Genomic DNA, 26,412 nt, shown 5'->3' on the forward strand with positions numbered 1-26,412 from the left:
CACGGGTCAAGCGGCCAACGCTTCGGCGGGTTCACCCGCCACGGTGGTGACTGCCTCCGCACCGTCCTGCGAGCCTTGCTCGGGCACGCCATCCATCTTGAAAATGACGGGCATCCAACCCTTGCCGTTCACCAGCCGCTCGGCCTCGCGGGCAATGTCGGCCTTCTTGAGCTTCGCCAGCCGGTTGACGCTCTCGGGCGCGAATTCGCCCACGGCTTGCAGAACGGCCGCCTTCGGGACATGCTTGAAATAGCCTTCCGCAGTCGGTTGCCACCACGCGGCCATGTCGAGGCCCACGGCCTGCGCCAGTTCTTCGCCCGGCTGCTGCGCCGTGGCGCGCAGCGTCACCACATCCACCGTGGATGCCACGCACACGGCCAGTAGCTTGACCAACTCGCCTTGCCCCATCGCCAGCAGCGCGGCGAACAGTGCGGCGCTGTCCTCGGGCAACTTGCCGCCCCACGTCTGCTGCGATTCGCGGAGCGCTACGGCGGCGGGAGACTCGGGCCAGTCCGGTGCCATGCCTTCCAGCCGGTCTTGAATTTTCAGGCTCACGCCCAGCGGCATATCGTGGCCGTAGTAGCGGCCCTGAAAGACGGTCTGCACCATGCCATGCACCAGCACGGCCAGCGCCACCTGTGGATGCTGGGCTACCTCGATTTGCAGCGCCGCCGTGCGGTGCGCGCTCAGGCGTTGGGCCAGCCGGTCGGAAATCGCTGCGGCCTTGGGCTGCACGTCTTCCTCGCCTTCGTCATCGTTCGCGGCGTCCGGGTCGCTAAAGCCTTGGCGCAACTTCTCCAGCGTGCGAAGGGCTTTCGCCTCGGCCTCGCGCAGCAGCCCTCGATGAATCACGGCCTCGCCGTTGCGGTCGATGGTGACGATGGCACCGGCTGCGGCCTTCACATTCGCGCCGTATCCCTGCAAGCCTTCTTCCAGTGCCTGCAACTGCTCGCTCAGGGCTTCGCCTTCCTCCTGCAAGGCATCGGCCTTGTCCTCGTCGTCGGCGTCCATCGCGGCATCCACCGCTTCGGCCACCTCCTGCATCTTGGCTTGCAGCTTCTCGATGCGCTGCGCTTCGCGCTTGTTGGGTTCGCGCCGCTCCCTCGGGGCGCGCTGGAAGGCGTGCAGGTCGGCATGGGTCATGCCCGGCGTGGCATCGGCCCAAGCCCAGCCCTCGGCCTTCACCTCGGCGGCGATGCCGGTCAGCTTGTCTTGCGCCAGCCGTTCCAGCAGTGCGGCGTCGGTCAGATACACGCCCGCATCTCCTTCCGCGAACAGGTCACGCCGGATACCACCGCCCGCCTGCTCGTAGGCGTCCAACCCAACGAAGCGCACCAGCGGATGCCGGTAGGCGTCAATCTCGCGCTCGGTCAGACGCTCGCGCAAGTGCGAGGGGTGACGCTGCCACTGTGGGGCGTCGTAGTAGGCGGCTTCCTGTGCCGCGTGGTCATCCGTCCCGGCCAGGGCCATCAGTTGGTCAAGGCTCACGGCATCGGCGCGATAGTCCTCCATCAGGCGCGGCGAGACATTCGCCAGCTTCAAGCGGCGCTGCACCACCAGCGGCGTGACGGAGAAATCCGCTGCAATGTCCTCGATGGGACGGCCTTCGGCCACCAGCGCGGCGAACGCCTCGAACTGGTCAGCCGGGTGCATGGCTTCACGCTGCACGTTCTCGGTGAGACTGGCAGTGCGGGCCGTGCCATCGGCCACTTGCAGGCAAGGCACCTGCCAATCCTTGGCGATGCGGTGTTTCTTCGCCAGCAGCTTCAAAGCTGCGAGGCGACGGCCACCGGCCACCACCTCGTATTGCAGGCCATCGGCGGCGGGAATCACGATCAGGTTTTGCAGCAGGCCCACGCGCTGGATGGATGCGGCCAGTTCAGGGATGGACATGCGCGGGGTCTTGCGCACGTTGCGGCCCGTGGGGCGCAGCACCAGACGCGACAGCGGCACCAGGATCATGTGCTTGCTCGGGTCGGCGGCTTGCAGCACGTTCGCGGCGCTGTTGGCTGCGGTCTGGACGGCGCGGGCTTCGGTGGTGGTGGTAACGGCGTTCATGGTGAATCTCCAAACAAGTGAAACAAGGGAATGGAGGGGAAACCGCCCCTCCGGCGGGAAAAGCGCCAGAGGGGGTCAGGCTTTGAGAGCACGCATGCCATCGGCCAGCAGCCACAGGGCGCGGTTCAGGCGAATGTCCGAATCAATGCCCTGCACGGGGCGGGTCTGCTGGCGGCGTCCGTTGGTGCTGCGCCCGGACAGGCCGCCCTTGGTCAAGTTCTCCTGCGTGCGGTTGAACACGCTCCACAGGTCGGGGCGGCGGTCGTCGAAGCGGCGCGGCATCAGGATTTGTGATTCCGAGATCGGTGCGGGCTTGGTCGGGTCGTCGTACTTGAGGGCCAGCGCGGCGCGGGCGAACACTTCCGATTCACCGGCGTCCAGCGTGATGGCCTGCATGGATTCGCGCGATTCCTGCGCATGCTCGAAGCCACCCAGCACCTGATAGGCTCCCTCGATGACATGCCCGGCTACGTCGCCTTTGTGGGGCACGCGCACATCGCCCACGGTGTCGCCGCATACAAGGCCATTGCTGCACACGAAGCGGAACATGCCGCCCAGCAATTGATAGCTGCTCGTGCCGTCGTGCGAGTTCAGCAGGATGATTTCGTTGGCTTCGCGAGCGTTGATCTGGTTGGCATGGCGCAGGCGCAGCATGTGTTTCGTGTGCTCGCGCCGGCCCTCGTTGCGCACGCGGGTCTGGCACACCATGAAGGGTTGAAACCCTTCCTTTCGAAGCTCGGTCAACACGGCAGCCGTGGGGATGTAGGCGTATCGCTCGGAACGGCTCTCATGCGGGGCATCCGCGAAGATGGACGGGGCCACCTTGCGAATCTGGTCATCGGACAGAGGGGTTTCGCTGCGCTGCGCGGGGGAGTGGGAAGCAAAACGGGTTGCAAGCATGTCGTTCTCCTGAACAAAAAGGCTGTTGAAGAAAACCGCACACCGGATTCCTAGATTCGGAGCCCAGCCTTTCGGCTGTTCGGTGCGGTCGGCACGAGGAACCCGGTTGGCCCTGTTGCCACCGTCTTTCCTGAGTTCATCGCCCGCGACGGTCAGGAGCGCGCGGACGGGGGCCGTCAAGGAGACAAGCGCAGGGTTGGTGCGGCCCGCAGGCGCAGCCGAGGACACGGCCCTGCGCGCCTTGACGGCACATGGCCGCGGGCTACAGTCGCGAGCAAGGTGATGGAGTCAGGAAAGACGGCTGAACAAGGCAACGGCCATCCTTGTGTGCCGACCGCACGGCAAGCGAAGCGCGCAGGCCCGGATCTGGAAGCCGGGCCGGAGGCGTCAGTCGAGCAGCGCGAGGGAACGATGGAAGCCCGATAGGGGCGAGACGCCGAAGGCGGCTCGATGCGCAGCACGACAGCGCGACCGGCCATCTCCCAGTTGGCCGGGGACGCCCTGACTTCAATGCTCGATGAAAACCACGCCCAGGACGAACTTTATGCACAAGGCATAGAGGGAGTTGGCTCTGCTGTTGAAACTGCGGTTGGTTTCTGGCCGATCCGGCGCAGCCGGTTCGGCGGTCTTCGAGGGGCGCCAAGCATCGCGCGGCGGGGATAGCCCGCAGGGCTTTCCCCTGGAGGCAAGCGAAGCGCGTAGCGCCGCAGGCGCGAAGGCATCGGCATCGGACGCAGCAAAAGAAAAAGGCGCGTCGTCCTCTCGGGCGACGCGCCAGGTTGCCAACGCGCGATCAGTTCGCCGCCGGCGACACCATCGCTTCAAGCTGCTCGATGACGCCCGGCTCGACGAAGACGCAAGGCTGGTTAGCCTCGATCGGGACGTTGAACATCTTGGAGAACACGTGACGCTTCAGGTGCGCCAGCCGGCCCGTTCGATAAGCCTGCTCGGGCTTCACGCTGCCATTCGGCGAGCCGCTGCGCTGCGGGTCGCATTCGACCAGCGCGACGAAATCATCGTCGGCCAGCTTCTGGTGTTCGGCGCACAGACCCCAGCCTGTCGTCGTGTGGCGCTCCATGCTCGCGCGCAGGCGCTTGTCGAGCAGGATGGCGCCGGTGTCGAAGGCCACGCCGCAGACCAGGCAGACGTGTTGTTCCATCGAAACGTGTGATTTGTCGTTCATGACGATCTCCGGTTGCTCGGGCGGAATTGCCCGGAACCGTCGTCAGCACGGCGCAGTGCAAGCAGTCAGGGGTCGCAGACGGCCGCCAGGACGCAAGCGCGCAAGGCGCGCGCCGCCCTTGACGGCGAGAACGCCGTGATACGGTGAAGGAGACAGCAAGGCCGCCTACCGACCTCCATCGAAGGCACGGACAGGCAAGCGCAGCGCGCAGGCCCCAAGGGCCGGAGGCGTCAGGGATGCGGTAGGCTGGCGAAGCCAGTCCCTTTAGGGATGAGCGGAAAGCGAACCTGGAGAAGCCCGGCCCGCGACGCGGGGACGCACAGAAACATGGCGCCCCGAATTACTTACGGTGCAGGGCTCGTTGCATGCGGGAACAAACCGTACCGACCATGATGAGGGTTCTTACCGAACATCAGTGATTGCTCGCGTTTCATGATCGAATCAGGCGGGTCGGTGTTCTCGACCACGATGACCTGTGTGTCGTTGGGCAATGCTTCAAGGTAGGCGTAGAACTTCTCCTGAAGGTCCGTGCCGGTCAAATCATCTTCTGTTCCATCGGGTTCTCGATACGCAAGCAAGGGAGAGTCGAGAACGACAAATCCTGTGTGCGGCGTCTGACGCGCGCGGCAGAAGGCGAACAACCCGAGAGTGAATGCCGCATGTGTAATGGCACGAAGGCCCTTGCCGAACGCGCTGCGAGACTTCCCCGCAATGACAAGATCGCGCGTTTTGGAGTCGAAGTACACATCTCCGGCCTCGGGGAAATGCCAGCCCGTCAGGATGCTCTCGACAGTCTTGGCAAAGCCATGAGCTACGGTAGTGGGGATGTCAGCGTTGGTGAGAGTTCCGGCCTTCTCATCGTCGGCGCCCTTCTCAAGATCGGCGCGGCGTCGTTCCATATCTTGCACCGTGGCATAGAGTCCCAGCGCCTCGCGCACCTCGGCGCGCTTGTCGGCAAAATCGGAATAGGATTTTCGAAGGGTTGAAAGCTTTGGTGCGATCAGCTCTTCAACCGCCGAAGAGATTGATGCCAGTTCTTGGACTACGTTGGGCATCTTGCGGTCAAAGTTGCCGCTCTCGCGTTCAAGGCTATGCACAGTCGCTGCAAGCTCAGCGCGCAAGACCTCGATTTTGTAAATCTCCTGTCGTGCTGCCTGAACAACGGCGTCAATGTCTCCATTGCATTCAGCGTCGGTGCGGTGATGTGTGGGCTCCGCACCGCAGAGGGGGCAGTACCCGGAGCCCAGTACGTTGAATAAGGTTCCGCCTTCCTCGATAGCGCGCAGCCGTTCGATATCGGATGCGTAGTGCTTATCGAGAAGGCTGAACCGCTCAAGCATCGCCCCGACCTCTGCACGTCGCTCACGGCTTTCTTCCAGCTTCTTGCGCAGTTCGCGCCGCTTCCCAGCGGCCTCCTGAAATTCGGCTTCAGTGGTATTTACCTGGACTGCCTGCTGACGGAGCGAGGCATCAATCTTCTCTAGCTGCTCCTCCAACTCCTTCGGACTCTTGGTCAATTCCTTGAGCCGCTCACGGTAATCGTCGAGCAGTTGGTCAAGAAGTTTCAGTTGCGCCTCACGCGACAGTTCCTCTGGCTCACGCTTATTGCTGGCGACCAGCGCAGAGTCATCCGTGCCAGTCAAAAGCAACTTGAACGTTGCGAGATTCGGCGTGTTGGCGATGGGATTGCCGTCAAAGAGCGGTGAGCTTTGTTGTGTGATCTCCGTCTCGTTGACGATCATCAGGCGCGCAATATTGCGAAAGCTCAGGCTGTTGGTTTCGTTCTTGGAGTTCCTGCGGACACGCTTGCCACCAAGGCCGCACAAGCCCAACAAGAACGAAGACAGGTTTTCGTCATTCTTGTCGCTGTGCTGTTCATCAAGCTGCTTGTACCGAACATCGGCCGCAGGTGGCGTCTGATGTAAGTCTTCGTAGAGTCGAAATCCACCACCGTCCATGCTGCGCCAGAGCGTGAAGGCCTTCCCGTCCAGCGTCTCAAGACCCAGAAGAATGAGGTCGTAACCGACACGCTCAGGAATGTCGCGCAAGGGCGGCTTGCCGCCGAGCATGAAGTCGATGGCTTCGACGATGAAAGATTTTCCAGTGTTCGATGCGCCATATATGACATTCAGACCGGGGCCGAAAGTCACGGTTGCGGGCGGCTTCTGCGGGCCGAAAAAGCCGAGAAATCGCAAGCGGATGCCGGGAGTAGCGGCCGTCATGCTTTTTCGCCCCCCAAGCTCCGCTCGACCTGTTGGAATTCCTCGACCCACTTGTCAAAGAAGCGGCGCATGACACCCTTGAATTGTTCGTCAGTGAGGCCGCCGAGGGTTTCGACAAGCCAGGTGGCTCGATCCTTCAGGGCCAACAGATAGCTCGACGAAACTGACGAAAGGAACGTTTCAGCGCTTTCGCCCGCACCATATTTAATGCCATCGGGTGTGACTTCGCGCTCTACGAGATCTCGGGTCATCATGAGAAGTAGCGATTGCTCGACCAGCTTGCGGCGCACCAGCAATTCAGCCGAGTGCATCGGCGTCGGTGGATGCAAATTGTCCGGGCCGTTGATATCGCCTGTGTGGACAAGAAGGTAGTCAAGGGCGACAAGTCGCTGAAGGTCGTAGGTCTGCGGAAAGGCGGCTGCCAGAATTGACACCGCGCGGATACCGGCCTCAAGCGGCCCATTGAATGTGATCGGCTTGCGTTCCAGGCTCATGATCGTGTCCACCGCAGGCGATCCTCATTCGCGAGTTGATGGCAGATTCCATCTCTATCTTTGGGGTTCGTACAGGTGATGAGGGCGTTCGCCGTGATTTGCATATCGCGAGCAGCCTTGGTGACGGCACAGACCTTTTCGTAGCCATCAGCATGGTTCGCGTCGTGCGTGTCGATGACGCCGCCGTGGATGTCATCGAGCAAGGATTCAAAGGTGCCAGGCGGCACACTATCGCGGGCAAAGACGCGCAGCGACTCCGCCTCATAGAACGCTTCGCGCTGGCGACGGAAATGATCCTTGAGCTTTGGTACGGACAGGGCCGAGGGATGGGTCACGATCGACCCCGTGTGCTCGCCATATGCGCCGAGCAATTGCGTCACATAACGGCTCTCGGTGGCGGCGACTTCCTGGGGCGGCTTTTCGGAAGCAGGCCGCGCTGGTAACCCACCGCCAAAGCGCGCTGTATGAACCGGCGTGGCGCGGTGATCGTCAACAAGTTGGAGCGCTGTCTTGGCGTCGAAGATAGAGAAGTCGAAGGCATCCACATAGGCGCGGAGCGTTGCATCGAGCGGCACCGCTTGTGTGCCCGTGATCTCGTCCTTTACGTGCTTGTCCCAGTTGGCAATCAGCTCTTCGCGCAGCTTCGCAGCGTTCGCCAACAGGCGACTGAGCGATGTGCCCGCGCCTCGGGGGGCAACAAAGTAGTAATGACGGGGTGCGGCGTACTCACCGCTGTACGAGTACCAGATGACCTTGCCGAACTCAACCCAGACATCGCCGGGCCTAAGGGCGTGGTCATAGTGCTTGCACTGGTAGTTATCCCATACACCCTTGAGGCGCTTGTCGTCGGCGAATCCGGCAATGTCAATTCCCATGTCGCCAGCACCCGAGAAGCGTTGGACATGTTTGTACTTCGCCGGGAGACAGTAGTAGGCCCACTCTTCGACGAAGCCTTCCCACTCGTCTGGCGAGTAGGTCAACAGCCTTTGCTGTGGTGGAATGACGGGACCGTTCGCCACCTGCGCTGCGGTGACCGCGGTCGTGGGACTCGACGGCTTGTTGATGTTTTTCCAACTCGCCGTCATAACGCACCTTCTCCTTGGCCATCATGAGGACGGAAGTACGGGTTCTTGTGTATCTGCGCCGCCTGGACTTTTTTCGTGAAGAACTCTGCGAGGTCGTCCTGTTGTTCGAGTAGATGCACCAGCTCTTGCAGAGTCGAAAGAATCAAGACCTTGTGTTGCAGGAACTCACGTACCGTGTGAAACGCGGGATCGGTGTAGTCACTGGCAGAGATGAAAATGCCTCGAACCTCTGCGCGCGACATGAGACGAACAAGATGCTCTGATATCTCGGGTTTTCCCACCGGGTTGCGATACCACTTCATTTCAACGAAGTACAAGGTGCTACCAAGCTCAATCACGCCGTCGATCTGCTCAACGATCCCCTCCCCAGCATTGCCGACCAAATGGAAGGCTTTGTGAATGAGAACGCCATAGGCTTGGAAGAGATTGTTGAGAGCGGTCTCCAGCATCTTGCCGCGTTCCTGTGCCGTCGCTGAAGTACCAAACAGCGCATACAAACCCTGCTTGGCATTCTCGATCCTGGAAGTGCGCTCGCGCTTCTCCGCAGCGATTCGCTGCGTCTCAGCGAGGCGCGCTCGCCGTTCTTCTTCACGAGCGTTGTTCATTCGTGTGAAGGCATCCTTCTGATTGACGACTTCACGGATGCTGGCGACAAGGCCCTTGGCCTTGAGCTGATCGTCGGGCCAGCACGAATCGAAGTTTGCAAAGTCCACGACACGCCGCAGCACCTCACGTCGCTCGCGAAGAGCGGCTTCCCCCTTCGCGTTGAGGCGCTCCAGCACGGTGCGCACCATTTGGTACTTGTTGACGTCCTTTGGCGCGCTTCTCAAATGAGCGGCTATGTCCGCAGTCGTGGTGTCAGACACACCTGCGCCACGAAAGAAGACAAGCACATCTTGTTTGGATCGGTTGAGCAATGGGACAACATCCACCAGGAGATTGAACAGCTCCGGCGGATAGTGGAACGTGATGTCTGTAGCGGCATCGGTCACGCGATGCTCTCCTTACAAACACACCCACCACCGTGAGATAAGGTTTTGTTCTCCCCCGTCATAAGTCCTTTCCTATGCAGTCTTCACCTGCTTGTGGGCCTTATGGCCGCGAACGACCGGACCAGTAGGGAGCGCTCTGATGGCTAGCCCCGACTCAGCTTCCGCCAGTTCAAGGTCGGATTGCACTTGCAGGCTCATCCAGAATTGCGGGGTGTCCCCGAACCAGTGGGCAAGCCGCAACGCTGAATCGCCAGTAATCCCTCGCTTGCCATTGATGATCTGAGTAATCCTATTGGCGGGGACGCTAAGCTGGCGCGCCAACTCAGTCGGTGACACGCCAATGGCTTCCAGCCTTTGTGCGAGAACTTCACCCGGTTGATGGACTGCCGCAGTCATATTGACCTCAAAATGAACAGGCTATCGCCCCCTCGCTTCCCGTGATTCATCAGCGTTGGCGCGAGAGAATTGACGATGTACGTCAATCGTACATTACTTTTGCTTACTTGGGGCAACGCATGCGGTTCGGCAAGGGCCGGAGGCGTCAGGAATCAAGGCGAATGGCCGTGACTCGGCACGAGGCTCGGACGCAACCAGCGAAGCCCGACGGAGGAACGCGAGGACGCTCAGCTATGGCTTGCGTTCTTTGTGGGAAAGTGCCGCGCGAGATTCGAGCAAAAGCCGCGTGCTCTCCAGCTTTTGCTGCAGCAGCTCGGCATCCGGTAGCACCATGCGGTAGTTCGCCGCCATCACCTTGGTGGGCAAGCCCTCCAGCGCGTACCTTGCCAGCGCATGGCCTTTGTCGGCGCACAGGATCAGGCCCACGGGCGGGTTCTCCTCGGGGTAGGCCCAGTGCTCCTTGGCGTAGTTGCAGTACATGTGCATCTGGCCCACGTCCGCATGGCTCAGGCTGCCCAGCTTCAGGTCGACGATGACCAGGCAGCGCAGCCGGCGATGGAACAGCAGCAAGTCCACCCGATACCAGGTCTGGTCGATACGCAACCGGCGCTGCCGCCCGATGAAGGTGAATCCCTCTCCCAGCTCCAGCAGGAAGTCTTCCAGCCGCCGGATCAAGGCGTCTTCCAGATCGGATTCCGAATACTCGTCCTTGAGGTCGAGGAACTCCAGCACATACGGGTCTTTGATGGCATCGCCGGGCGCGACGGAATCCTCGGGCTTGGCCACCGCGCCCTTGGCCAGCATCGCCGCCTTGTTTTTCGACAGCGCCGTGCGCTCGTAGAACTGGCTGCCGATCTGCCGATCCAATTGGCGCACGCTCCATCCGCCGCGCAGGGCCTCAGCTTCATAGAACTGGCGCGCATGCTCGTCCTTGACCGACAGCAGCCGCACGTAGGCCGACCAAGGCAGCGTGAAGACCTGTGCCAGCTCGTCAAGCCGCCACGGCCGCATGGGCTTCGGGGAAGATTTGCCAGACACTGTCTGGCGAATTGGCCGGGTCAGAAAGAACGATCGCATCTGCTGCAGGTTCTGGCGACTGAACCCGCGGCCGAACTGCCGTGTGAGGTCGCTGGACAGTCGCTCCATCAACTGCTCACCATAACCCGCACGCCGCTTGCCCTGTTGCTCAGCCTCCACGATGCGGCGACCAATCTCCCAATAGCTCGCCGTCATCAGTGCATTGACGCTGCGCGCCGCCGCCTGGCGCGCAGCGTCAAGCAGATCCACGATGCCGCTGTGGATGCCGGCGTAGCCGGCAGGCAAAGCAGCGGGTGCGGCTAGCACCGCCGCATGCGTCTTCCTGGTCATGCTGCTACCTCTGCGGGACGTTGCGCCTCAGTAATCGTCTTGCGCCGGTTCGCCACCAGTTCGGCGGCCTTTCGCACGGGATCATCCTCGGTATGGACGTAGCGCATGAACATCGCCACGGTCTTGTGCGCCGTCAGCGCCATGCCGACCTTGACCGGGATGCCCGAGTTGGCAATGTCGGTCGCCGAGCGGTGGCGGATACCGTGCGTGCCGACGTGCGTGGCGCCCGCCGCCTTGAGGGCGCGGCTCCAGCCGTTGTAATACTCGCCCGTGGTCAGATGCTTGCCCGGATGGCTCGGGGACGGGAGCACGTAGGGAATGCCTTCCGGCCGCGGCGCCGTCGCGAGCAGCCGATAGGCTACCTCGCTCATGGGCTTGGACATGCCGCCGGTCTTGCTGTCGGGCCAGATCACACGGCGGTTGTCCAGGTCCACCCAATCCCATTGGAGCGTCACGATTTCGGAGCGGCGGCCGGCGAACTCGAATTGCAGGCGGATCGCCAGCGGGATGACGTAGTTCTCCAGGCCCTCGGCCTCGATGTGCTCCAGTCGCCGAAACAGCTTGCCCATGTCCTCGTCGCTGATGAGGTGCGTGGCCTTGCCGTTGGGGTACATCGGGACGTGGCGGCAGGGGTTGGTGCCGTCCGGCCGGTGGCCCCACACCTCGGCCAGGTTGAACATCTTGCGCATCACGCTGAAAGCACGGTTGGCCTCGGCGGGCTTGTGGGCCATCTTCTTCATCGCTGTGGCCACGTCCGGCCGCTTCACGTCCTGCACCTTCAAACGGCCCAGCATCGGAACGATGCAGCGGTCGATGACGGCCTGATACCCGCGCTGGGTGCTGGGCTTGTTGCGCTGCTTGGAGTAGTCCTCCATGAACTTGGTGCACAGCTCCTTGACCGTGGGGGCTGAACGGGCGGCGGCCTTGGCCGCGCTGGGGTCGCCGCCTCGGCGAACCTCGGCCAGCCATTCTTGGGCCAGCGAGCGGGCCTGTTCGACCGTCAGTTCCCCATACAAGCCCAGGGCGGGCTTGCGTCGCTCGCCAGCGTTCGTGCGGTACTGGAGCATGAACACCTTGCGGCCCGCTGGTGTAACCTTGCACAGGAAGCCGGGCACCAGCGTGTCCCGGAGTTCGATGGCCTGCGCTTGGGGTTGTGCCGCATCGACTGCGGACTTGGTGAGCTTGATTTTCGCCATGATGACTCCTCGGAAAAGACCCGATTCCCAGGAGCCTTGTAGGGGCCAGCAGAGGGGAAGCCAGGTCAGGTTTCGGAAAGCACCGGCATATGTTGAACTCGCCTAAGTTATTGATAAACCTGCTGTATCGGGCTTCGGCGTAGTCCAGCGAAGTTCGGTGCTGGAGTCATGGTGAAATGAAAAAAGCCCGCCGAAGCGGGCTTTGGAGCCAGGGCCTTCGCAGGCTTACTTGGCAGGCTTGGTCTTGCCGAAGTTGGGCAGATTGAACTGCGGCGGCACGCCCATGCGGGTGTTGATGATCCACTGCTGGGCAATGGACAGGATGTTGTTCGTCAGCCAGTACAGCACCAGGCCGGCCGGGAAGAAGAAGAACATCACGCTGAAGACCAGGGGCATGATCCACATCATCTTGGCCTGCATCGGATCCGGCGGAGCGGGGTTCAGCGCGGTCTGCAGCAGCGACGACAGGGTCATCAGCACGGGCAGGATGAACAGCGGGTCCTTGGCCGACAGGTCGGTGATCCAGCCGATCCAGGGCGCGTTGCGGATTTCCACGCTGGACAGCAGCACCCAGTACAGCGCGATGAACACCGGGATCTGGATGATGATGGGCAGGCAGCCGCCCATGGGGTTGACCTTTTCCTCGCGGTAGATGCGCATCATCTCCTGCTGCATCTGCTGGGGCTTGTCCTTGAGGCGCTCGCGCATTTCCATGATGCGCGGGTTGATGGCCTTCATCTTGGCCATCGAGGAGTAGGCCTTGGCATTGAGCCAGTAGAAGGCGATCTTCAGCAGCAGCACCAGGGCCACGATGGACCAGCCCCAGTTGCCCAGGAAACCGTGCAGCTTGTCCAGCAGCCAGTACAGCGGCTTGGCCAGGATGGTCAGCCAGCCATAGTCCTTGACCAGTTCCAGGCCGGGGGCCAGAGCCTCCAGGCGCTTTTCGATCTGGGGTCCGGCAAACAGGCGCGCTTCCACGCTCTTGCTCTGGCCGGGCTCGATGGTGCCCACGGGCGTGATCATGCCGACGGCGTAGAGGTTGCTGTCCACCTTGCGCAGGAAGTTCTCGCGCTGCACGCCTTCGGCCAGCAGCCAGGCGCTGGCAAAGTAATGCTGGACCATGGCCACGTAGCCGCCCGAGGACGACTTCTCGACGCTGGCCTTGCCGTTTTCGATGTCCTTGAACTCGACCTTCTGGTACTTCTTCTCGTCGGTGTAGACGGCCGGGCCCGTGAAGGTGGAGTACATGGTGGACTCTTCGCCTTCGGGCTTGTTGCCGTCGCGCACCAGCTGCAGGTACAGCTGCGGGTTCACGGCAGTCGTGCCGGTGTTCACCACTTCATGGCGCACGCCGATGTCGTAGGCACCGCGCTTGAGCGTCCAGATCTTGACCAGCTTCACGCCGCCCATGTCGGGCGACTCGAAGCGAAGCTCCATCTGGTCCTCGCCGTCCTTGAGCTCGCGTGCACCGGGCAGCGCGGTCATGGTCGTCTTGTGCGTGGGGAAACCGCCGCCGATCAGGCCCGACTGTCCCAGGTACACACGATGCACGCTCTCGTCGAACAGCACGACCGGCTTGTCCTTGTGGGCGGAATCGGCGTACTTGAGCAGCTCGGCATGGCGCAGCGTGCCGCCCTGGCTGTCGAAGGTCAGGCGCAGCACGTCGGTGCTGATGGTCACGTTCTGGCGCGGGGCAGCCTCGGGCGCGGCAGCGCCGCCAGGCACTTCGCCGGCACCGGCCGTTGCCGCAGTCGCTGCCGAGGGCACGCTGGCGTCGCCGGGCGCCTTGCCCGTTTCAGGTGCCGGGGCCGTGGCCACGGCCGGCGCGGGGAAGAAAGTGGCCTTCTTGCCGTTGTGCACTTGCCATTTGTCCCATAGCAAGACCAGCGAAAAGCCAAATATCACCCACAGGATGGTGCGGCGAATATCGTTCATGAAGACTTCTTAGGTGAGGAAGGTTGGGTGTTTTCGGGCGCAGCCGTCAGGCTGGTGAACAGCCTGGGCTTGTGCTCTGGCACAGGGTCATGCCCCCCGTCACACCACGGATGACAGCGCGCCAGTCGGCGCAGTGTCAGGTAGGAGCCTACCGCAGCGCCGTGTTGCTCCAGCGCTTCAAGGGAATAGGCAGAGCAGGTCGGCGTGAAGCGGCAGGCCGAGCCCAGCCAGGGACTGAGCATCAGCCGATAGCCACGCACCAGCGCCATCAGCAGCCGCTGCATCATGGCGTGGCTCCGGCAGGCTCGCCAGCGGCAGCGGCCGGCTCCTGCGCTGGCTGAGGCAACCCGGGTGCCGGCTGCGACAGGCGTTTCGCGGCATGGGCGAACAGCTGCTGCAGCTCGGCACGAACCGCCTGCTTGAGCACATCGGACGTGGCGCTCACGAACTGGCGCCGGTCAAAGCCCGAGCGCAATCGCACCACATGCGCGCCATGGAGCATCAAGGCCTCGTGCTCGCCGCCCACGGCGTAGATCTGCCGCTTGATGGTGTGGCGTGTCACCGATCGGCGCGCCCAGCGCTTGGGCACCATGGCACCCAGCCAGGCATCCCGGCGCACCGCGCCAACGCCGAACAGGGCCTGCGGATCTTGCGATCCGGGCCCTGTCGGTGGCGGCATGGCAGCGACCTGCTCCGTCAGAACGAGACGGTGCAGGGCGAAGTGCGCGGTACGCGAAACCGTACCGGCAGCCATGGCGGCCTGAAACTGCGGACGTGTTTTCAGCCGTTGCATTCCAGCACCCCTTTCAGGGGTTCAGTGCAGCGAGCAAACCGCCCAGCAATGGCTGGCCTTAGACGGCCAGACGCTTGCGGCCCTTGGCGCGGCGAGCGTTGATCACGGCGCGGCCGCCCTTGGTCTTCATGCGGACCAGAAAGCCGTGGGTGCGGGCGCGACGGGTCTTGGAGGGTTGGTAAGTACGTTTCATGTTGGTTCCTAGAGAAGGTTCAGTTTTGCACCGGTCCCGTATCCGGCACGCTACACGCAGTGCAGCCAGCAGCCGCCACAAAGGCAAACCGCCAGGCCACCTGCCAAAAATCTGCACGATGCACTTGCCATGTGCGGCCAGGAGCGCGAACCGGGAAGGTTTCGCCCAAGGCAACCAGCAGCAGCATGCAGACCCGATGCAGACGGGCGGGACATATCACCCTGAACACATTCAGGGAAACCCGCGATTATCACAGCGTTGCCCACTTGATGCAATGCCCTTCGAACCCGAAGGATGCCTGCCCATTTTGCGACAGGGCAGAGGACAAGCTCCTGATATTTTGTGGATAACTTCCGCAAAAGCTACAATGGCAGCCTCGCAACAGTTCCTCCTATCCACAACTAGACTTCGACAATGACAGAGGAACCTACGAACGATGCAGGCCAGGGCCTGTGGCAAGTCTGCGTTGAGCAACTGGGGCAGGAAATGCCTGAGCAGCAGTTCAACACCTGGATCAAGCCCCTGACCGCGCACGTCGCCGAAGACTTCTCCAAAGTCACCGTCTACGTGGCCAACCGCTTCAAGCTCGACTGGATCCGCGCCCAATATGCAGGCCGCATCTCGGCCATGCTGGAGTCGCTCTATGGCCAGCCGGTGACACTTGAGTTAGCGCTCGCTCAACGGGAAAGCGTTGTGCGTACTTATGTTCGCCCATCTTCCAGCGAGCGCTCGGCCCCACCGGAAACCATTGTCACCTCGGTGCCCACGGTCACTGGCGAAGACGCGGCAGCGCCGGTCTTCCGTACGCGCCTGAACGCCGCGCTGACCTTTGAAACCCTGGTGGAAGGCACGGCCAACCGCATGGCACGCTCGGCCGCCATGCATGTGGCGGGCTCGCCCGGCCACCTGTACAACCCGCTGTTCATCTACGGCGGCGTGGGCCTGGGCAAGACCCACCTGGTGCATGCCGTGGGCAACAAGCTGCTGGCCGACAAGCCCGACGCGAAAGTTCTCTACATCCACGCCGAGCAGTTCGTCTCGGATGTGGTCAAGGCCTACCAGCGCCGCACTTTTGACGAATTCAAGGAGCGCTATCACTCGCTGGATCTGCTGCTGATCGACGATGTGCAGTTCTTCGCCAACAAGGACCGCACGCAGGAGGAGTTCTTCAACGCCTTCGAGGCCCTGCTGGCCAAGAAGAGCCACATCGTGATGACCTCGGACACCTATCCCAAGGGTCTGGCCAACATCCACGAGCGGCTGGTCTCGCGCTTCGACTCCGGGCTGACGGTGGCCATCGAGCCGCCCGAGCTGGAGATGCGCGTGGCCATCCTGATCAACAAGGCCCGCGCCGAGAACGCCGAGATGCCCGAGGAAGTCGCCTTCTTCGTGGCCAAGAACGTGCGCTCCAACGTGCGCGAGCTCGAAGGCGCGCTGCGCAAGATCCTGGCCTATTCGCGCTTCAACCAGAAGGAAGTCTCCATCCAGCTGGCCCGCGAGGCCCTGCGTGATCTGCTGTCCATCCAGAACCGCCAGATCAGCGTGGAAAACATCCAGAAGACGGTGGCCGACTACTACAAGATCAAGGTGGCCGACATGTACAGCAAGAAGCGCCCGGCCAGCATTGCCCGGCCGCGCCAGATTGCCATGTACCTGGCCAAGGAATTGACCCAGAAGAGCCTGCCCGAGATCGGCGAGCTGTTCGGCGGACGCGACCACACCACCGTGCTGCACGCGGTGCGCAAGATCGCCGGCGAACGCCAGCAGCTGACCGAGCTGAACCAGCAGCTGCACGTGCTGGAGCAAACTCTCAAAGGTTGATGAAAACTCCCCCGTTCAGGCCCTGCGTACGCGGCAAAATGGGGGATTCGAGCGGCAAGAGGGGGCTCATGTGTGAGCCGCCGCTCCCACCGAGACCCGCATCCTTAAATCAGAGGTTGACATGATCGTCCTGAAAGCCACACAAGACAAAGTTCTCGCGGTCCTGCAATCGGTGTCCGGCATCGTCGAACGCCGCCACACGCTGCCCATCCTGGCCAACGTGCTGATCAAGAAGACCGGCAACGCATTGCAGCTGACCACCAGCGACCTGGAAATCCAGATCCGCACCACCGCCGAACTCGGCGGCGACACCGGCGACTTCACCACCACCGTGGGCGCGCGCAAGCTGATCGACATCCTCAAGACCATGCCCGGCGACCAGACCGTGAGCCTGGAGACCCAGCAGGCCAAGATGGTGCTCAAGGGCGGCAAGAGCCGCTTCACGCTGCAGACCCTGCCGGCCGAGGACTTCCCGCTGGTGCAGGAGGCTGCGGCCTTCGGCCCTTCCTTCAGCGTGCCGCAGAAGGTGCTCAAGGACCTGCTGGGCCAGGTCTCCTTCGCCATGGCCGTGCAGGACATCCGCTACTACCTCAACGGCATCCTGTTCGTGGCCGAGGGCAAGCAGCTGTCCCTGGTGGCCACTGACGGCCACCGCCTGGCCTTTGCAAGCAGCCAGCTGGACGTGGAAGTGCCCAAGCAGGAAGTGATCCTGCCGCGCAAGACCGTGCTGGAGCTGCAGCGCCTGCTGTCGGATGCCGGCGGCGAGAACCAGCCCCACATCGAGATGCAGTTCGCCAACAACCAGGCCAAGTTCACCTTTGGCGGCATGGAGTTCGTGACCAAGCTGGTCGAGGGCAAGTTCCCCGACTACAACCGCGTCATCCCGCGCAACCACACCAACAGCGTGACCCTGGGCCGCGCCCCGCTGCTGGCCAGCCTGCAGCGCACGGCCATCATGACCAGCGACAAGTTCAAGGGCGTGCGCCTGACGGTGGAGCCCGGCACCTTGCGCGTGGCCTCCAACAACGCCGAGCAGGAAGAGGCCATGGACGAGCTGGACATCGACTACGGTGGCGACACCATCGAGATCGGCTTCAACGTCACCTACCTGATCGACGCCCTGTCCAACATGGGCCAGGACATGATCAGGATCGACCTGCAGGACGGCAACAGCTCGGCGCTGCTGACCATCCCCGAGAACGACAGCTTCAAGTACGTCGTGATGCCGATGCGCATCTGAGCGCGCGCCACACCTACCCGATGCCTGACACATTGCGCAGCCCCTGCACCCGCCGCCCGGTGGCACAAGCCGGTGCAAGGCGCGCAACCACCCTATCCGACTCGTAGCCCGCAGCGCGCGTCCCTACGCACCGCGCCAGCGGCCGAATCGAACATTTTCAAGCGAAGCGACAGCTTCCGACGGAACTACCCCAGGGCCTTCCATGACCGACGAGAACAAGCCAGAAAACCAGACCATTGCCCCCGAAGGCTCAGACTCCAGCGGCTATGGCGAAGGCGCGATCCAGATCCTCGAAGGCCTGGAGGCCGTGCGCAAGCGCCCCGGCATGTACATCGGCGACACCTCCGATGGCACGGGCCTGCACCACCTGGTCTTCGAAGTGGTGGACAACTCCATCGACGAAGCCCTGGCCGGCTACTGCGACGACATCCTGGTCACCATCCATGCCGATGGCTCCCTGTCCGTCATCGACAACGGCCGCGGCATCCCCACGCGCGTGAAGATGGACGACAAGCACGAGCCCAAGCGCTCGGCGGCCGAAATCGCCCTCACCGAACTGCACGCGGGCGGCAAGTTCAACCAGAACAGCTACAAGGTCTCGGGCGGCCTGCACGGCGTGGGCGTGTCCTGCGTGAACGCACTGTCCATCTGGCTCAAGCTCAGCGTGCGCCGCGACGGCGAAGTCTACGAGATCGACTTCTCGCGCGGCCAGGTGCAGAACCGCCCCATCGAGATCGTGGACGGCGTCGAGGTCTCGCCCATGCGCGTAGTCGGCAAGAGCGACAAGCGCGGCACCAAGGTCCACTTCCTGCCCGACACGGAAATCTTCACGCAGAACCATGAGTTCCGCTACGAGATCCTGGCCAAGCGCCTGCGCGAACTGTCCTTCCTGAACAACGGCGTGCGCATCCGCCTCAAGGACGAGCGCGACGGCCGCGAGGATGACTTCTCCGGCGCCGGCGGCGTCATGGGCTTCGTGCAGTTCATCAACGCCAACAAGAAGGTGCTGCACCCCACCGCCTTCCACGCCAACGGCACGCGTCCTGCGGAAAGCTACGGCGGCATCCCCGGCACCGAGATCGGCGTCGAAGTCGCCATGCAGTGGAACGACAGCTATGCCGAGCAGGTGCTGTGCTTCACCAACAACATCCCGCAGCGCGACGGCGGCACCCACCTGACGGGCCTGCGCGCCGCCATGACGCGCGTGATCGGCAAGTACATCGAGCAGAACGAGCTGGCCAAGAAGGCCAAGGTCGAGGTCAGCGGCGACGACATGCGCGAAGGCCTGTGCTGCGTGCTGTCCGTGAAGGTGCCCGAGCCCAAGTTCAGCAGCCAGACCAAGGACAAGCTGGTCTCCAGCGAAGTGCGCGCGCCCGTGGAGGACATCGTCGCCAAGGCGCTGACCGACTACCTGGAAGAAAAGCCCAACGACGCCAAGATCCTGTGCAGCAAGATCGTCGATGCCGCGCGTGCCCGCGAGGCCGCGCGCAAGGCCCGCGAGATGACGCGCCGCAAGGGCGTGCTCGACGGCATGGGCCTGCCCGGCAAGCTGGCCGACTGCCAGGAAAAGGACCCGGCGCTGTGCGAGATCTACATCGTCGAGGGTGACTCCGCCGGCGGCTCCGCCAAGCAAGGTCGCGACCGCAAGTTCCAGGCCATCCTGCCGCTGCGCGGCAAGATCCTGAACGTGGAAAAGGCCCGCTACGAGAAGCTGCTGTCCAGCAACGAAATCGTCACCCTGATCACGGCCCTGGGCACCGGCATCGGCAAGGCCACGGCCGAATCGGGCAAGAGCGGCAGCGACGACTTCGACCCCAACAAGCTGCGCTACCACCGCATCATCATCATGACCGACGCGGACGTGGACGGCGCCCACATCCGCACCCTGCTGCTGACCTTCTTCTACCGCCAGATGCCGGACCTGGTCGAGCGCGGCCACATCTACATCGCCCAGCCGCCGCTGTACAAGGTCAAGAACGGCAAGGAAGAGCTGTACATCAAGGACGGCCCCGCGCTCAACCAGTACCTGCTGCGCATCGCGCTGATGAACGCCAGCGTCAGCACCGGCGGCGCCAACCCGCGCACGCTGGACGGCGAGGAACTGGCCAAGCTGGCCAACATGCACCTGGCTGCCGAGACCGTCATCGACCGCCTGTCCAACTTCATGGATGCCGAGGCCCTGCGCGCCATCGCCGACGGCGTGCAGATCACGCTGGACAGCATCGAGGCGGCACAGGCCTGCGCCCCCATCCTGGAGGCCAAGCTGCGCGAGTTGACCACCACAGGCGTGCCCGCCGAGGTCACGGCCGAAATCGATCCGGTCTCCGAAAAGCCCGTGCTGCGCATCAGCCGCCACCACCACGGCAACATCAAGAGCTCCATCCTCACCCAGGAGTTCGTGCGCAGCCACGACTACGCCGCGCTGGCCGACGAAGCCCAGAACTTCAACGGCCTGCTGGGCGAAGGCGCCAAGGTCACGCGCGGCGAAGGCGAGAAGGCCAAGAGCGACAAGGCCACCGACTTCCGCCAGGCCATGCAATGGCTGCTGCACGAGGCCGAACGCACCACGGCCCGCCAGCGCTACAAGGGCCTGGGCGAAATGAACCCCGAGCAGCTGTGGGAGACCACCATGGACCCCACCGTGCGCAGCCTGCTGCAGGTGCAGATCGGCGACGCCATCGAGGCCGACCGCGTGTTCACCATGCTCATGGGCGACGAGGTGGAGCCGCGCCGGGACTTCATCGAGACGAATGCGCTGCGGGCGGGCAATATCGACGTCTGATCCAGCCGAACGGCACACTGCAAAAAGCGCTCTGCAAGGAGCGCTTTTTTCATGGCCGGACCTTGGTGCCCCTGGTCATGTTCACCGCCCACCAAACTCCTCCCACAGCGCCTGCGTATGCTCGCCCAGCGCGGGCACGGCGCCCATGGCGGCTTCGGCATCCGACAGCGTGGCCGGGGGCAGCAGGGCCTGGATGCTGCCGGTGGGCGTGGCCACCTCGCGCCAGCGTTCACGCGCCTGCAGCTGGGGATGGTCCCAGACCGCGTGCATGTCGTTGAGCGGCGCGTTGGCGATGCCGCCTGCATCCAGGCGCTGCATGGCCTGTTCGCGGCTCAGGGGGGCCAGCACGGAGGCGATCACCGCGTCGAGTTCCTTGCGGTGCGCCACGCGCTGCAGGTTGGTGGCAAAGCGCGCGTCCTGCGCCAGCGCGGGCCGCTGCAGCACATGGGTGCAGAAGCTGTGCCATTCGCGGTCGTTCTGCAGGCCGAAGATCAGGCTCTGGCCATCACCGGCCGTGTACTGGCCATAGGGCGCGATGGACGGATGGGTCAGCCCGCTGCGCGCAGGCGCCGTGCCGCCGTAGTGGGCGAAGTTCAGCGGGTAGGCCATCCATTCGGCCAGCGCCTCCAGCATGGACACCTCCACGCGCAGGCCCCGGCCGGTGCGGGCGCGCTGCAGCAGGGCGGACAGCATGCCCGAGTAGGCATACATGCCGGCCGCGATGTCGGCGATGGAAATGCCCACGCGCGCGGGCTGGTCGGGCGTGCCCGTGACCGAGATCAGGCCGGCTGCCGCCTGGATCAGCAGGTCGTAGGCCTTTTTGTCGCTGAGCGGGCCGCCTTCGCCATAGCCCGATATATCGCAGACGATGAGACGCGGATATTTCTCATGCAGGCTGTCGAAATCCATGCCCATTCTCTGCATGGCACCCGGGGCCAGGTTCTGGATCAGGATATCGGCCTTTTCCAGTATTTTCCCGACGATATGCTTCCCTTCGGCGGTCTTGATATCCGCAGCCAGGCTTTGCTTTCCCCGATTGGCCCAGACAAAAAAGGATGATTCACCATGGACCTTGTCGTCATAGCCCCGTGCAAAATCCCCATCGGGCAATCGCTCCAGCTTGATGACCCTGGCACCCAGGTCCGCCAGCTGCCGGCTGGCAAAAGGCCCTGCCACGGCGTGTTCCATGGCCAATACCGTCAAACCATCCAATGGGCGTGTCTGCATTTTCTTGAACGAGGCGAATATTCGATTCGCCGCATTCTAGAAGTGCGACCATCACCCAGCCAGTCGGCATTTTCTAAGCGGAATTTCAAATCTTCTAAGGCAGGGATTCCTGCACGGCGCCTTCCTCGGGCAAAGGCTGGGCCGCCACATAGGCCACGAAATCGCGGGCATAGGCGGGCAGGGTTTCGGGTTCGCGCGTGACCACCTTCTGCTCGCGCTGCGCCCAGGCCTCGTCCAGGCCCACGGCAGCCAGCCGGCGCGCCTGCAGCGCCGGCCGGGCAATGGAGCGTGGCACCAGCGCAATGCCCACGCCTTCCTGCACGCACTGCAGCACGGCCTCGAATGTTGGTGCGTGCACACGTACCCTGGGATTCATGCCCAGCCTGGAAGCCATGCCTTGGAGGTAGAGGAAGTTGCTGGTCTTGCGGCCGATCGAGACCAGGTCGTAGGTCAGCGCGGTTTCCAGCGGCACCCTGCTGCTGGCGGCCAAGGGGTGGCCAGCGGGCACCACAAACACCAGTTCATCGTGGCCATAGGTGATGGCGTGCAGGCCATGCAGATCGATCTGGCCGGCCACCAGGCCCACATCGGCACTGCCGTCGAGCAAGGCGCGCACCGTGTCTTCGCTCAGGCGCTCCTCCAGGTCCACATTGACGTTCGGATAATGGGCCAGATAGCGGCTGAGCACGGGCGCAATTCCCGTCAGCGTGCTGCTGTTGGCAAAGACGCGGATATGGCCCGATATTCCGTTGATGTGTCTTTGCATTTCTCCGTGCAGGCGGTCCACGCTGCCGAAAATGGAATCGGCGTATTTCTTGACCGTCATTCCCGCCGGGGTCAGCACCATGCCTTTGGACGTTCTTTCAAACAGCGATGCGCCCATGGCCTGCTCCAGATTCTTGAGCCGGTAGCTGGCCGATGGCGCCGTCAAATGCATTTCAGCCGCGCCTGCGCTGAGGCTTTTGGCCTGGGCAATCGCAAGGAAAACCCTGAGATCCGTCAATTCATATCGCATCCGTTGCATGCCCGCCTTGGGCATTTCCTTGGTGTTAGACGGTTTCTAACCGCCCTATCAATGATTCGACTGGCCGCATTGGCAGCGCATTTCTATAGTCGGCGCCAGGAGACAACGGAGAAAATTATGGACTTCAAGACGGCAAGACGCCAAACCCTTCTCACCGCCCTGCTTCTGGCCGCCGGCGCGGCCGCAGCGCAGGACTATCCGGCGCGCCCCATCAAGCTGGTGATTCCCTACGCGGCAGGCGGCCCCACCGACACCTTCGGCCGCGCCATGGCCGATGTCTGGAGCCAGAAGCTGGGCACGCCCGTGGTGATCGAGAACCGCACGGGTGCCGGCACCCTGGTGGGCACGGAGGCGGTTGCCAAGGCAGCCCCTGACGGCTACACCCTGCTGCTGACCACGGTGGCGCATGCCGTCAATCCCTACATCCACGACAAGCTGGGCTACCGCACGGAGGAAGACTTCGCGCCCGTGGGACTGCTCGCCAGGGCGCCGCTGGTGCTGGTGGTGGACAAGCGGCTGCCCGTGCAGAGCCTGCCGGATTTCCTGGCCTATCTGCGGGCGCGGCCCGGCCAGGTCAGCTATGCATCGGCGGGCGTGGGCAGCGCTCCGCACCTGGGCGCGGAGCTGCTGAACCTGATGGCGGGCACCCGGGCCCAGCATGTGCCTTACCGGGGCAGTGCGCCAGCCATACAGGACCTCATCGGCGGGCACCTGGCCTTCATGCTGGACAGCGCGCCCACAGGCCTGGCCCAGGTCAAGGCGGGCACGGTGCGCCTGCTGGCCACCACCATGGCCCAGCGCCTGCCGCAGACGCCCGACACGCCTGCCATTGCCGAGCAGGTGCCCGGCTACGAGGCCTATACCTGGAACGCCGTGTTCGCCCCCGCAGGCACGCCGCCAGCGCTGATTGCCCGCCTGCAGTCCAGCCTGCAGGCCACGGTGGACGATGCCGGGCTGCAGAAAAAGGCCTACGACATGGGCCTGGTGCTGGAAAAGCAGCCGCGCCCCCAGGCGCTGGCCGCCTTCCTCAAGCAGGAGCTGGACAAATGGGGCAAGGTCGCCCGGGCCGCCCACATGAGCGCGAACTGAGGAGAGTCGCCATGCCACGCCACCCATCCCTGTGCGCCCAGCGCTACTTTGAAGACTTCGCGCTGGGCGAGGTCTTCGCCCTGCCATCGCGCACCATGACCGACGCCCTGTTCGCCGCCTTCCAGCTGGCCAGCGGCGATAACCATCCCGTGCACTACGACGTGGAGTACTGCCGCGCGCGCGGCATGCCCCACATGCTGGCCCACGGCTACCAGGTGGCCATACAGACGGCGGCGGGCGCCGGCCTGTTCCCACACATGGTCGAGGAATCGCTCAAGGGCTTTCTGGAGCAGGGCAGCCGCTTCCTGGCCCCCGTCCATGTGGGCGACACGCTGTACTGCACGCTGACGGTGTCCGAGCTCAAGCCCGGCAACACCACGGGCGTGCTGACCCTGGCCACCGAGGTGCTGAACCAGCGCGACGAGCGGGTGTCGGACGGGTTTCAGAAATACCTGTTGAGGAAGCGGCCGGCCTGAAGGCCAGGGGATGGATGCAGGGGCAGCGTCCCCCAAAGACCCGCCCCCTCGCTTGGCTACGCCGGCGCGGCAACCGCCGCCGGGCTTTCTGGCGAAAAATAGCGGCCCTGCACACGCCCATCCCCCGCCATGAGATCCCCCATCAGCATCGTCGACGTCGACCGCCTCGACTCCTGGAGCAAATACAAGCCCGGCATGTGCGACAGCTGTGCGGCCAACTGCTGCACCATGCCGCTGGAGGTGCAGCTGCCCGATCTGGTACGGCTGGAGCTGGTGGATCCGTTCGAGGTGGACAACGTGGAGCCCAAGCTCATCGCCAAGCGGCTGATGAAGATGCGGCTGATCGACCACTACAACCCCAAGCACAACATCTTCACCATGGCGCGGCGCGCCAGCGGGGACTGCAATTTCCTGGATGCCAAGTCGCGGCGCTGCACGGTATACGACAAGCGGCCCGAAACCTGTCGCCTGCACCCCAAGAAGGGGCCCAAGCCCGGCTTTTGCGCCTACGGTCACAAGGACCGCTGAAACGGCTTCAGGCCGTGGGCAACCCGGGCAGCCAGATCCTTGCCTGCAGCCCCGGATGCATGTTCTCGAAGCCCAGCTTGCCGCCGTGCAGCTGCACGATGGCCAGCACGCTGGCCAGGCCCAGGCCGTAGCCTTCGCGGTCCGATTCGGCGCGGTAAAAGCGGGTGCTCATCTTCTCGCGCGTCTGCGCGTCCACGCCCGGCCCCCGATCCTGCACGATGATTTCCACACCCCAGGCGCCGCCGTCCATGCCGTGCTCGTGGGCCACGCCCGCGCGCAGCAGCATGTCGGCGCCGTGGTCGCTGTCGGGCAGTGATCCGTACTTGATGGCGTTGTCCACGAGGTTGGCCACGGCGCTGGCCAGCAGGTCACCGTCACCCAGCGCCATGGGCGTGCCCTCGACCTCCAGGCGCAGCACGCCGCCCGCGTCCTCGACCAGCGGTTCGTAGAACTCCACCACGTCGACCAGCAGGGCACGCAGGTCCACGGGCGCGAAGTTCTTGCGGCTGGCCCCGCTTTCCACTTCGGCGATCTGCAGCAGCTTGTCGAAGACCACGCCCAGCTCGGCCACTTCCTGGGCCACCAGCGCCAGCGTCTCGTTCTTTTCCTCGGGCGTGGCCTGCTGGGCATTGCGCAGGCGCAGCAGGATGCGCGTCAGCGGCGTGCGCAGGTTGTGGGCGATGGTGTTGGAGACATGGCGTATGCCGTCCATCAGCAGTTCCAGCCGGTCCAGCATGGTGTTGATGTCGCGGTTGAGCAGCGTGAACTCATCGTCGCGGCGCGTGACCGGAATGCGCTGGCGCAGGTCGCCCGTGGCCACGCGCGCCATGGTGCTGCGGATGTCGGCGGCACGCTCTTCCACCACCCGCCGGAAGGCCCCGGCGCCCAGCACGGCCATGCCCAGGGCCACCAGGCCGGCCAGCAGGCTGGCGCGGCCGAACAGTTCCTCCACATCGCTTTGCACCTGCATGTCGCTGCCCACGGCCAGCAGCTTGCCGTCGGACAGCTGGGCCACGGCCACGCGGCCCGCGATGATGCGGCCGTTGCGCCGCACCTTGAGATCGCGCACGCCCATCTCCGTCAGGCGGCGTGCGGGCACCACGTCGGCGTTGCCGATGATGGGATTGCCGTCGCCATCCATGAGGATGAGGATTTCGGTATCGGTGTTGACGCCGTCCAGCAGGGTCTGCTGGATCTCGGCCTCCAGCGCGGGCTCGCCGTACTTGTCGCGGTGCTCGACCAGGCGGCGCATGTGGTTCTCGGCCTGCCGGTCCATGCGCATGCGCAGCACGCCCACGGTCTGCACGTAGAACACCGACAGCACGATGGACATGGTCAGCACCAGCAGCACGCCGTAGGTCAGCGCCAGCCGGAAGGCCGTGGAGCTCCAGGGCTTGGCCAGCGACATGG

General features: G+C 63.6%; 23 protein-coding genes. 6 read left to right on the plus strand and 17 right to left on the minus strand.

What is annotated here, in order from left to right:
• Positions 1-6: 6 nt before the first annotated feature.
• The 14 genes from G4D77_RS16285 to rpmH all read right to left on the minus strand — a co-directional run bounded on the left by G4D77_RS16285 (position 7) and on the right by rpmH (position 14,815).
• Positions 7-2,058, minus strand: coding sequence for a ParB/RepB/Spo0J family partition protein (locus G4D77_RS16285; RefSeq protein WP_035884633.1), 2,052 nt, complete (start codon positions 2,056-2,058; stop codon positions 7-9).
• Positions 2,059-2,133: 75 nt separating this feature from the next.
• Entirely contained in the window at positions 2,134-2,958 is an 825-nt protein-coding gene (locus G4D77_RS16290) for a DUF932 domain-containing protein (RefSeq protein ID WP_035884634.1), read from the minus strand.
• Positions 2,959-3,751: 793 nt separating this feature from the next.
• Positions 3,752-4,141, minus strand: a complete 390-nt coding sequence (locus tag G4D77_RS16295; RefSeq protein WP_017407442.1) for a hypothetical protein — start codon at positions 4,139-4,141, stop codon at positions 3,752-3,754.
• A gap of 344 nt (positions 4,142-4,485) precedes the next feature.
• Entirely contained in the window at positions 4,486-6,363 is a 1,878-nt protein-coding gene (locus tag G4D77_RS16300) for an ATP-binding protein (protein WP_017407441.1), read from the minus strand.
• Positions 6,360-6,857 (minus strand): ABC-three component system middle component 2, encoded by a 498-nt coding sequence (locus G4D77_RS16305; protein ID WP_026062902.1) that lies wholly within the window; start codon positions 6,855-6,857, stop codon positions 6,360-6,362. The genes G4D77_RS16300 and G4D77_RS16305 overlap by 4 nt, the downstream gene beginning before the upstream one ends.
• Positions 6,854-7,942, minus strand: a complete 1,089-nt coding sequence (locus tag G4D77_RS16310; protein WP_017407439.1) for an ABC-three component system protein — start codon at positions 7,940-7,942, stop codon at positions 6,854-6,856. The genes G4D77_RS16305 and G4D77_RS16310 overlap by 4 nt, the downstream gene beginning before the upstream one ends.
• Positions 7,939-8,934 carry a restriction endonuclease gene (locus tag G4D77_RS16315; RefSeq protein ID WP_017407438.1) on the minus strand — a complete coding sequence of 332 codons (996 nt, stop codon included), beginning with the start codon at positions 8,932-8,934 and terminating at the stop codon, positions 7,939-7,941. The genes G4D77_RS16310 and G4D77_RS16315 overlap by 4 nt, the downstream gene beginning before the upstream one ends.
• 72 nt (positions 8,935-9,006) lie before the next feature.
• Positions 9,007-9,330, minus strand: a complete 324-nt coding sequence (locus G4D77_RS16320; protein WP_043855156.1) for a HigA family addiction module antitoxin — start codon at positions 9,328-9,330, stop codon at positions 9,007-9,009.
• Positions 9,331-9,561: 231 nt separating this feature from the next.
• Complete coding sequence (locus tag G4D77_RS16325; RefSeq protein ID WP_026062901.1) at positions 9,562-10,698, minus strand: PDDEXK nuclease domain-containing protein; 1,137 nt, start codon at positions 10,696-10,698, stop codon at positions 9,562-9,564.
• Positions 10,695-11,894, minus strand: coding sequence for a tyrosine-type recombinase/integrase (locus G4D77_RS16330; RefSeq protein ID WP_035884635.1), 1,200 nt, complete (start codon positions 11,892-11,894; stop codon positions 10,695-10,697). The genes G4D77_RS16325 and G4D77_RS16330 overlap by 4 nt, the downstream gene beginning before the upstream one ends.
• A gap of 225 nt (positions 11,895-12,119) precedes the next feature.
• Complete coding sequence (yidC, locus tag G4D77_RS16335) at positions 12,120-13,829, minus strand: membrane protein insertase YidC (protein WP_016447256.1); 1,710 nt, start codon at positions 13,827-13,829, stop codon at positions 12,120-12,122.
• Positions 13,826-14,116, minus strand: coding sequence for a membrane protein insertion efficiency factor YidD (yidD, locus tag G4D77_RS16340; protein WP_016447257.1), 291 nt, complete (start codon positions 14,114-14,116; stop codon positions 13,826-13,828). Before yidD ends, yidC begins: the two co-directional genes overlap by 4 nt.
• Positions 14,113-14,622: a ribonuclease P protein component gene (locus G4D77_RS16345; protein ID WP_047217511.1), complete on the minus strand. Its 510-nt coding sequence runs from the start codon at positions 14,620-14,622 to the stop codon at positions 14,113-14,115. The genes yidD and G4D77_RS16345 overlap by 4 nt, the downstream gene beginning before the upstream one ends.
• A 58-nt stretch (positions 14,623-14,680) precedes the next feature.
• Positions 14,681-14,815 (minus strand): 50S ribosomal protein L34, encoded by a 135-nt coding sequence (rpmH, locus tag G4D77_RS16350; protein WP_012207856.1) that lies wholly within the window; start codon positions 14,813-14,815, stop codon positions 14,681-14,683.
• Positions 14,816-15,229: 414 nt separating this feature from the next.
• Between rpmH and dnaA the strand changes: the two genes are divergently transcribed.
• From dnaA to gyrB, 3 genes are all read left to right on the plus strand, one after another.
• Positions 15,230-16,636: a chromosomal replication initiator protein DnaA gene (gene dnaA, locus G4D77_RS16355; RefSeq protein WP_016447259.1), complete on the plus strand. Its 1,407-nt coding sequence runs from the start codon at positions 15,230-15,232 to the stop codon at positions 16,634-16,636.
• A 121-nt stretch (positions 16,637-16,757) separates the two neighbouring features.
• Positions 16,758-17,876, plus strand: a complete 1,119-nt coding sequence (gene dnaN, locus G4D77_RS16360) for a DNA polymerase III subunit beta (protein WP_016447260.1) — start codon at positions 16,758-16,760, stop codon at positions 17,874-17,876.
• Between the two features lie 202 nt (positions 17,877-18,078).
• Complete coding sequence (gene gyrB, locus G4D77_RS16365) at positions 18,079-20,658, plus strand: DNA topoisomerase (ATP-hydrolyzing) subunit B (RefSeq protein WP_016447261.1); 2,580 nt, start codon at positions 18,079-18,081, stop codon at positions 20,656-20,658.
• An 81-nt stretch (positions 20,659-20,739) separates the two neighbouring features.
• Here gyrB and G4D77_RS16370 read toward each other — a convergent pair whose 3' ends face one another.
• Positions 20,740-21,885 (minus strand): CaiB/BaiF CoA transferase family protein, encoded by a 1,146-nt coding sequence (locus G4D77_RS16370; protein WP_154832955.1) that lies wholly within the window; start codon positions 21,883-21,885, stop codon positions 20,740-20,742.
• A gap of 94 nt (positions 21,886-21,979) precedes the next feature.
• Positions 21,980-22,900, minus strand: coding sequence for a LysR family transcriptional regulator (locus G4D77_RS16375; protein ID WP_061289651.1), 921 nt, complete (start codon positions 22,898-22,900; stop codon positions 21,980-21,982).
• 126 nt (positions 22,901-23,026) lie between these two features.
• Between G4D77_RS16375 and G4D77_RS16380 the strand changes: the two genes are divergently transcribed.
• The 3 genes from G4D77_RS16380 to G4D77_RS16390 all read left to right on the plus strand — a co-directional run bounded on the left by G4D77_RS16380 (position 23,027) and on the right by G4D77_RS16390 (position 25,002).
• Positions 23,027-23,998 (plus strand): tripartite tricarboxylate transporter substrate binding protein, encoded by a 972-nt coding sequence (locus tag G4D77_RS16380; RefSeq protein ID WP_016454189.1) that lies wholly within the window; start codon positions 23,027-23,029, stop codon positions 23,996-23,998.
• A gap of 11 nt (positions 23,999-24,009) precedes the next feature.
• The gene (locus G4D77_RS16385; protein WP_016447265.1) at positions 24,010-24,474 is read left to right on the plus strand and encodes a MaoC family dehydratase; all 465 of its coding nucleotides are present in this window, start codon (positions 24,010-24,012) and stop codon (positions 24,472-24,474) included.
• A 129-nt stretch (positions 24,475-24,603) separates the two neighbouring features.
• A complete protein-coding gene (locus G4D77_RS16390; RefSeq protein ID WP_013799932.1) occupies positions 24,604-25,002 on the plus strand; it encodes a YkgJ family cysteine cluster protein in 399 nt (132 codons plus the stop codon).
• Positions 25,003-25,009: 7 nt separating this feature from the next.
• Here G4D77_RS16390 and G4D77_RS16395 read toward each other — a convergent pair whose 3' ends face one another.
• Positions 25,010-26,410, minus strand: a complete 1,401-nt coding sequence (locus G4D77_RS16395) for a sensor histidine kinase (RefSeq protein ID WP_013799933.1) — start codon at positions 26,408-26,410, stop codon at positions 25,010-25,012.
• Between the last annotated feature and the right edge of the window lie 2 nt (positions 26,411-26,412).

It is taken from the genome of Delftia sp. WY8 (assembly GCF_018437695.1).
In the GTDB taxonomy this organism is placed as follows: Bacteria; Pseudomonadota; Gammaproteobacteria; order Burkholderiales; family Burkholderiaceae_C; genus Comamonas; species Comamonas tsuruhatensis.

Coding starts and splice junctions, on each gene's coding strand:
- G4D77_RS16285 (WP_035884633.1), bottom strand. CDS start 2,058: ATGAACGCCGTTACCACCACCACCGAAGCCCGCGCCGTCCAGACCGCA.
- G4D77_RS16290 (WP_035884634.1), bottom strand. CDS start 2,958: ATGCTTGCAACCCGTTTTGCTTCCCACTCCCCCGCGCAGCGCAGCGAA.
- G4D77_RS16295 (WP_017407442.1), bottom strand. CDS start 4,141: ATGAACGACAAATCACACGTTTCGATGGAACAACACGTCTGCCTGGTC.
- G4D77_RS16300 (WP_017407441.1), bottom strand. CDS start 6,363: ATGACGGCCGCTACTCCCGGCATCCGCTTGCGATTTCTCGGCTTTTTC.
- G4D77_RS16305 (WP_026062902.1), bottom strand. CDS start 6,857: ATGAGCCTGGAACGCAAGCCGATCACATTCAATGGGCCGCTTGAGGCC.
- G4D77_RS16310 (WP_017407439.1), bottom strand. CDS start 7,942: ATGACGGCGAGTTGGAAAAACATCAACAAGCCGTCGAGTCCCACGACC.
- G4D77_RS16320 (WP_043855156.1), bottom strand. CDS start 9,330: ATGACTGCGGCAGTCCATCAACCGGGTGAAGTTCTCGCACAAAGGCTG.
- G4D77_RS16325 (WP_026062901.1), bottom strand. CDS start 10,698: ATGACCAGGAAGACGCATGCGGCGGTGCTAGCCGCACCCGCTGCTTTG.
- G4D77_RS16330 (WP_035884635.1), bottom strand. CDS start 11,894: ATGGCGAAAATCAAGCTCACCAAGTCCGCAGTCGATGCGGCACAACCC.
- yidC (WP_016447256.1), bottom strand. CDS start 13,829: ATGAACGATATTCGCCGCACCATCCTGTGGGTGATATTTGGCTTTTCG.
- yidD (WP_016447257.1), bottom strand. CDS start 14,116: ATGATGCAGCGGCTGCTGATGGCGCTGGTGCGTGGCTATCGGCTGATG.
- G4D77_RS16345 (WP_047217511.1), bottom strand. CDS start 14,622: ATGCAACGGCTGAAAACACGTCCGCAGTTTCAGGCCGCCATGGCTGCC.
- rpmH (WP_012207856.1), bottom strand. CDS start 14,815: ATGAAACGTACTTACCAACCCTCCAAGACCCGTCGCGCCCGCACCCAC.
- dnaA (WP_016447259.1), top strand. CDS start 15,230: ATGACAGAGGAACCTACGAACGATGCAGGCCAGGGCCTGTGGCAAGTC.
- dnaN (WP_016447260.1), top strand. CDS start 16,758: ATGATCGTCCTGAAAGCCACACAAGACAAAGTTCTCGCGGTCCTGCAA.
- gyrB (WP_016447261.1), top strand. CDS start 18,079: ATGACCGACGAGAACAAGCCAGAAAACCAGACCATTGCCCCCGAAGGC.
- G4D77_RS16370 (WP_154832955.1), bottom strand. CDS start 21,885: ATGCAGACACGCCCATTGGATGGTTTGACGGTATTGGCCATGGAACAC.
- G4D77_RS16375 (WP_061289651.1), bottom strand. CDS start 22,900: ATGCGATATGAATTGACGGATCTCAGGGTTTTCCTTGCGATTGCCCAG.
- G4D77_RS16380 (WP_016454189.1), top strand. CDS start 23,027: ATGGACTTCAAGACGGCAAGACGCCAAACCCTTCTCACCGCCCTGCTT.
- G4D77_RS16385 (WP_016447265.1), top strand. CDS start 24,010: ATGCCACGCCACCCATCCCTGTGCGCCCAGCGCTACTTTGAAGACTTC.
- G4D77_RS16390 (WP_013799932.1), top strand. CDS start 24,604: ATGAGATCCCCCATCAGCATCGTCGACGTCGACCGCCTCGACTCCTGG.
- G4D77_RS16395 (WP_013799933.1), bottom strand. CDS start 26,410: ATGTCGCTGGCCAAGCCCTGGAGCTCCACGGCCTTCCGGCTGGCGCTG.